Source organism: Pseudoalteromonas sp. S4492 (assembly GCF_005886115.1).
Classification (GTDB): Bacteria; Pseudomonadota; Gammaproteobacteria; order Enterobacterales; family Alteromonadaceae; genus Pseudoalteromonas; species Pseudoalteromonas gelatinilytica.
Map to the genome: position 1 here is coordinate 1 of NZ_PNCP01000088.1, position 6696 is coordinate 6696.

4 protein-coding genes are annotated in these 6696 nt (G+C 40.1%); 1 reads left to right on the top strand and 3 read right to left on the bottom strand.

From position 1 onward, the window contains the following. Positions 1 to 239 precede the first annotated feature (239 nt). Complete coding sequence (locus tag CWC28_RS20760) at positions 240 to 929, top strand: alpha/beta fold hydrolase (RefSeq protein ID WP_063700501.1); 690 nt, start codon at positions 240 to 242, stop codon at positions 927 to 929. A gap of 312 nt (positions 930 to 1241) precedes the next feature. Here CWC28_RS20760 and CWC28_RS20765 read toward each other — a convergent pair whose 3' ends face one another. From CWC28_RS20765 to CWC28_RS20775, 3 genes are all read right to left on the bottom strand, one after another. Continuing rightward, positions 1242 to 2999, bottom strand: a complete 1758-nt coding sequence (locus CWC28_RS20765; RefSeq protein WP_138625706.1) for a HEAT repeat domain-containing protein — start codon at positions 2997 to 2999, stop codon at positions 1242 to 1244. A gap of 18 nt (positions 3000 to 3017) precedes the next feature. Beyond that, the gene (locus tag CWC28_RS20770) at positions 3018 to 4886 is read right to left on the bottom strand and encodes a hypothetical protein (RefSeq protein WP_138625707.1); all 1869 of its coding nucleotides are present in this window, start codon (positions 4884 to 4886) and stop codon (positions 3018 to 3020) included. Positions 4887 to 5351: 465 nt separating this feature from the next. After that, a complete protein-coding gene (locus CWC28_RS20775; protein WP_138625708.1) occupies positions 5352 to 6359 on the bottom strand; it encodes a leucine-rich repeat domain-containing protein in 1008 nt (335 codons plus the stop codon). Positions 6360 to 6696: the final 337 nt, after the last annotated feature.

Below are 6696 nucleotides of genomic sequence, written 5' to 3' on the forward strand. Positions count from 1 at the left end.
TAGGTGCTAGGTGCGAGTTGCGAGTAAACTTTCCCCCTTTACTCTTTCTAACTCGCTAACTTTTCAATCTGATAGCTCTTTTGTTCATCGCGCGAAATAAATTTCACGCCTACAGTGCTAGCAAAATAAAACGGTATACATTGCACAATGCGAAATAGTATCGCTGCACGAAAGTACTATATCCAGCCCTGTTTAAATTTCATACGTTGTAAACTAAATGTTAAACAGGAGAACACACAATGAAACGCCTATTGACGATGATTGCGCTATGCGCAGGTATGAGCACAACTGCTTTTGCAGCATGTAGAGATAACGTTGTACTGGTACATGGTAATACCGCATCCCCTTCGAGTTGGAATAACACAATCAACGAATTAAAACGAAAAGGGTATGTCGACAGTGAAATTTTCACCCCAGATTGGGGATCTAAATCTTGCGCGAGTTGCAACGATCATAACGGCAGTGAAGAAACGCCCGTACGTAACGCTATTCTTACTGCAATCAACCAATCTTGCACAGGTAAGATCGATATTATAGGCCATTCAATGGGTGTCACACTCGCAGCCCAGCAAATTTATAAGCTAGGCATGGCATCAGATGTCGATACCTTTGTTGGTGTTGCAGGTGCCGCGCGCGGCCTGCTCAGTTGTGGTGTTTACCCATATAATGTGTGGAATAACACATGTGGTTACTATGGTTTATCGGTTGGCAGCCCATTATTAAATAGCATTTATGGAGAAGCATTAGGCGACAAAGTGTATTCCATAAAGAGCTACTCTGATCAAATCGTCTGCTCAACTGGCACTTGCTATGTGTACGGCATTCACAGCAGCCGATTATGGAATGAAAATGCCACCTACACCTATGTTCTCGGCCACTTTGGTTTGCAAACCGATACGTATGTAAAACAAGTGAGTTTGATTCAGTAGCTGCAAGTTAGCGAGATTGTAGCAGCGATTTTATATCGCGTAGGAATGGTTATAGGTGCTAGGTGCTAGGTGCTAGGTGCGAGATGCGAGGTGCTAGGTGCTAGGTGCGAGTTGCGAGTTGCGAGTTGCGAGTTGCGAGTTGCGAGTAAACTTTCCCCCTTTACTCTTTCTAACTCGCTAACTTTTCAATCTGATAGCTGACGGCTGAAAGCTGATAGCTCCTTTACCCTTTCCCCTTTACTCTTTCTAACTTGCTAACTTGTTGGGTTTCGCTCCGCTCTACCCAACCTACCAGCTCGCTAACTTATGCTTTTACGAACCATACAGCGCTTTCATTAATTGACGCAGGTTCTTTTGATTAGTTTCCGTCTTAACAAGCGCTTTTAAACGGCTTTTAACCTCTGGTTTTGACTTTGCTTGTTGACTCAACGCCGATATAGCGGCACTGCGAATATCTTTCGGGTTACTAGCGTCAGCAAAGGCGTAAATACTATCTACTTGTTTTGCGTCTAACTCATTATTACCCATTGCTTTTAAAATCGCCCCTTGCGTTTTACTATCAGTTTCTTGATTTAGTTGATTACTCAAGTAATTCAAACTGGTTTTACTTGGCATTTTTGCCAAGGCCTCTGCTGCATTTAGGCGTAATCTTGGGCTGTCGCCAGCTAAATAATCACCAATAAGCTGTTGATGATCATAGTCTCCACTATTGCCCAGTGCGGTGATTAGGGCAGATGCTTTTTTATCTGTTGCACTCGAACTCAATGAATCAGCTAACTTTTGGGTTAACTGACTCGAAAACTCACTGCCCTGCTGATTTTTTGCTATAGCCCCCATTACCATTAAAGCACTGTGAGCCAGCTTAGAATTTTCTTCATCAAGACCATATGACATTGAATACTCAAAAATCGCCTCAACCTGCATGTCCGTTAAAGGCTTTTCACTGTATTTTAGTGCCATTAAACTTCTAAAACGCTGATTTGGTGAAAATAAACCTTGTTCAACAAACACTTCCGTCAGTAACTGTTTTGAATTAACTGAGTCATGTTTACCTAAGTACATAAACAATTTACTTTCTAGGGGATCAGCAATTGCCTTTGTTGAAATAAGCTCTTTTAAGCTCTGTAAATACTGATCGTTGTCATAAAGAAATTGCAAAAGCGTTTTTCGATCTCCCTCTAGCCAATCCATATTTTTTAAAGCAGTGATAAACGCTTCTGTATTTTTTAAGGGTTGAGGCGGCGCTTTAGGGTAAACCCAATCTGTGCTTAAATTTTTCCATTGATTAGGGTCTTCGGGTAATTGTAGTAACCTTGCATCATCGGGTATCGATTGATTTGAACGGTTTAAACTGAGTGTTTGCAGTACTTCAATATTCATATTTCCATCACTACTACTGACTTGAATATGACTATTTCCGAGGGTTTTTGTTAACCAGCACTTATCGTTTTCAAAAGTAAACTCATCACTAATAATGTTCGCCGTTTCCAACTGCATTAGCTTTTTCGCAGCATTAGCGCTTTGTCTAGTGTCAGTTGGTTCTATGTAACTGAGTTTATTACGCTTTAGTTTGTTATCAGCTAAAACCGTGTAGAGTGATTTGTACTGACCAATATCATCACGTTCTTTAACCCAGTACTTATCACCCTGTAAATTTTCAGGGTGTTTTGCACGGTGAAAGGCACGGTATAAAGCAATCAGCTTCTGTTGATCGGCCGGTTTTAATTTAGCATTAAACCGATAATCTAAAACTTCACCTGAGTTATTGTTAATTTTCACGGCAAAAGGCACAGCATATTCATTGCTTGTACTTACCGTTTTATTTAACTTTGCTTGAGCTTGGTACAGCTCAAAACCCAACCAGTGAGATTCCTCTTCAACCAACAATGGCCGATAAATCAACCGCCCTTGCAAGTCAAACTGACTTTTTGAAGGGCTTTTCATCGAGATAATATTCGTATCTGCTTTTGATTGAAGTTCAGCCCAAACAGTACACTGAGGCACCGCATAAGCCGCCGAAGCATAGCCTAATAAAGTGCCAAATAATAAACTCATGTTAATTAAACGCATTATACCTTAGCCTTCAAACTAATAGTTTAAGGTTGCTGATTCGTCTAAAATTGTCCAGCTTTTATCGTACAAAGTGCTGGTATCATAGATAGTTTGAGTTTTAGTTTTCGTCTTAACCGTACAACACCACTTATATTTAGGGTATTTAACATAGACATAAAATTCACCTGAAATTGCCTCAATATCATTTGTTACATCAATTCCTAAGGTTATTTTAGAATCAGTGATAGCTTTAGCTAAATCTGCATAAAGTGTGGCATTAAATGTATCTGCAATAATCAAGAAATCGATACCAACACCGCCACTTGCTATGCCTAGGTTTATTTCAGCTGTCGCATACGCATCCATGCTAGCAGTAACAATATCTCCCCCTAAGTCAATACGGCTATTGCTATAAGTTAAACCAACTCCTAAATCTAAACTTCCGCTAACACCTGCCTCAACAGTCACCGGAACAATCACAATGGTGAACGTCGTTTCAACCACTTTTTGCTCTTCGCTCCAGCTATATCCTAAAGATTTGTCTAAGGCCGATAACGTATCGCCCTCGTCAATTAACGTATCACCCAGCACACTAAAGTTTGCTGCATAAGTAATTTCACCATCACTTACATTGGCACTCGCTTCAGCACTAGCACTTACCAAACTTGCTGATTTATCAAATAAATAAAGGTCTAGGTCTGCTTCAACTAGCCCCTCAGCTGAACCACCATTACTAGAAGAAACATTCATATAGCTATAAAAAGAAGGGCTGATAGCCACAGCATCACTGTCACCATAGGTCGCACTCCAACTACCAACTTTAGCCAAGGTTGTTGCTGCTGCAGCTGTAGTCTGCATCGCTGATACTGAAGCTATTGTAGTTTTATTACTATTTAGTTCTGCCGATTCTGCGGTACTCACTTCATCATGATAAAGCGCATAAGGTACCTCAACGGTAATACTATTATTGTCACTGTGAGCTTCAATTTCTTCTGAGTTATCATGGAAGGTAAATGTCATGCTAAAGCTGTTTTCGCCACCATCGTGATCAAAATTATCGTGTATCGCTTTGAGCAATACACCATTTACAGCAACATCCCAAGGAAAGTAATGAGATTGCTCATGATCAGGAAACTTAATACGCATCGTCTCCATATAAGCTTGCGCTTGCTCATTCCATAAGTGAGCATGATAAGTGGTTTCGCCGATGGTTATCGTTGCACTGATGTCAGCCTCATTGACAGAATTGCCAAATTTGGTGGCATTAATAAAGCCGATTAAATCAGGTATTTTTTGCGTAGGTTCACCAGTCCCTGTGGTATCTCGTTTACCCGGACCAGGAAAAACAGCATAGCCGTCGCCAACTTTAAGTTTATCTAAAACAAAATCATGATAATGACCATCGCCAATGACTACCGAGCTATAGGTGCTTTCGTCACCAGACTCAATGCCCCGCGACTTATTATCTGTTACATCAACTTCATTTGAGATCACCCCGCTTGTGTCAACAAAAGCGGCAATGACAAATTCACCCGCAGCGAGATCTTCGTTTGGCAAAATTAATGTTGCACTATGATTTTGCTCGCCTTCTTGTAACTGCTCGATATCAAACTCACCTAAATCGTAGCCATCTGGCTCATCTTCAGTTTCAAGCTCAGCGACTTTACTTCTTTCAATCAAAATAAAGGAAACACCTACATGCTCATTCGTTAATAAGGTTGTTTCTGTGCTGAAATCAACAGTAATCTGTTGCCCTGGTTGATAAACGTTATCAGACACTGGGGTCATCGATTTCAACGCTACATTAGCAACAGCTTCTTGTTCAGTAGAGTCATCATCAGAACACCCAACTAGTGAAAGTAGGGATAAAGCCAATACAGCACTAATCCTTTTAGACTGATTCATATCACGATTCCTAATTATTGATTGTAATTTCGACAAACTATTAATTAATAAAATGCTTACTTCTACTAAAAGTCCGACAGACTTATTTTCGAAACGGTTAAGCTTTAGCCCACTAAATTTGGGGTACAAAAGGTACATATCTCAAAGGGTATATCACAATAATGGATGAATTATGGAGGGATGCAAAACAACCAAAATTATTAAATGCGAGGGACGAGGAAGGAGATATTAGATATCAGTCGTTAGAAGTCAGATTAGATTGTGCCCGCACATAGTTAAATTGAAATGCTCATCCGTAGGCGTGAAATTTATTTCGCGTGATAAACATAAGAGCTATCAGATTAAGAACAAAAGTTAGCGAGTTACAAAGGGAAAGTTTGCGAGTTCGGGGAACTTTTCCGTTTCCCTTTTCCCCTTTCCCCTCGCTAACTTATCGAGCTTCGCAGTGCTCTGCCCAACACGCTATTATTCGTACCCTTCAAACCTTGTTGCACAACCTATGCCTATGCACTCAACACCACTGTCGAGTTCTAACAGCTCTAAATTATAGCTTTTGCTTACATCTACTTTTTTTAGTGGGTTATTAAAAAGGCTGATATCTACTAAATTTGCATGTTCACGTAAATCAATGTTTTTTAATTTGTTATTCGACAAAAAGAGCACTTGAAGCATGGGGTTTGCTGTTAAATCGATAGTGCTTAAGTGGTTATTACTGGCGTAAAGTGCAGTTAACTTTTTATTATGGCTTATGTCTAAAGCGCTAAGCTGGTTGGCATCTAGGTTTAGTTCGCTGAGCATCTTGAACTTGCTTAAATCTAGGTTTTTTAACTGATTATTTGCAAGCTCAAGGTTACGAATACCACTCGGTATATTTACTTTTGTGAGCTTATTGCCCGACAGATTAAGTTGATACAGTTCAGAATTAACAAGCGTCAATTCACCTGTCAGCTTATTATCTTTAAGATCAAGCCATGTAAGTTTACCGTTAGTGCTTACATCAAGCTTTGAAAGCTTATTACCACTCAGCATTAAAGTCTCTAACTCTTCATTGTTACTTACATCAATACTCGTAAGGCTATTTTGGCTTAAATTAACATGGAAAAGCTGGCTGTTGTGGCTTATGTCGATTTCGGTCAGCTGGTTTGGCACTTTCTTATCGGCAGGTCTACTTGTAATGCCACCAATTTCACCAACGATGAAGCTATCTCCTTCATTACTGAGGACGAGTTTTGTTAAGTTACTAAAATGCTCAAGCCCTTTGGCTGAGGTAATACCGCGATCTCTGCAATGTATTTTTGTCACCTCCCCCACAGTTTTATAGCCACTTTCTTGTAAACACGTTAAGAAGTTAGCATCTGCAACCACGCTCTCAATTGGTGTATCGTCATTAGCCGAAGCACCAGCAACCCCAAGATTTAACACAAGCAAACAGGCCAAAGCCATGTTAATGCGCGCAAAGTTCCCTTTTAACATTATTTCACCTTAAAATTTCAACAACATAATCAGGTGGTTAATTAAGAGGTTTCACCACCCAACAACAAAGCATGCATAATACAGGTTATTTGATATCTGTACCTATATAAATACAAAATTCTTCCGAAGTTGTTTTTTAATGGGTTCGCGCGAAATAAATTTCACGTCTACAGTGCTAGGTGTTAGGTGTTAGGTGCTAGGTGCTAGGTGCTAGGTGCTAGGTGCTAGGTGCTAGGTGCTAGGTGCTAGGTGCTAGGTGCTAGGTGCTAAGTGTTTTGTGTTGGTTTCGAATTGCTAAAGGCGACACCATACGCACAAGTATTATATGTTATGGGTT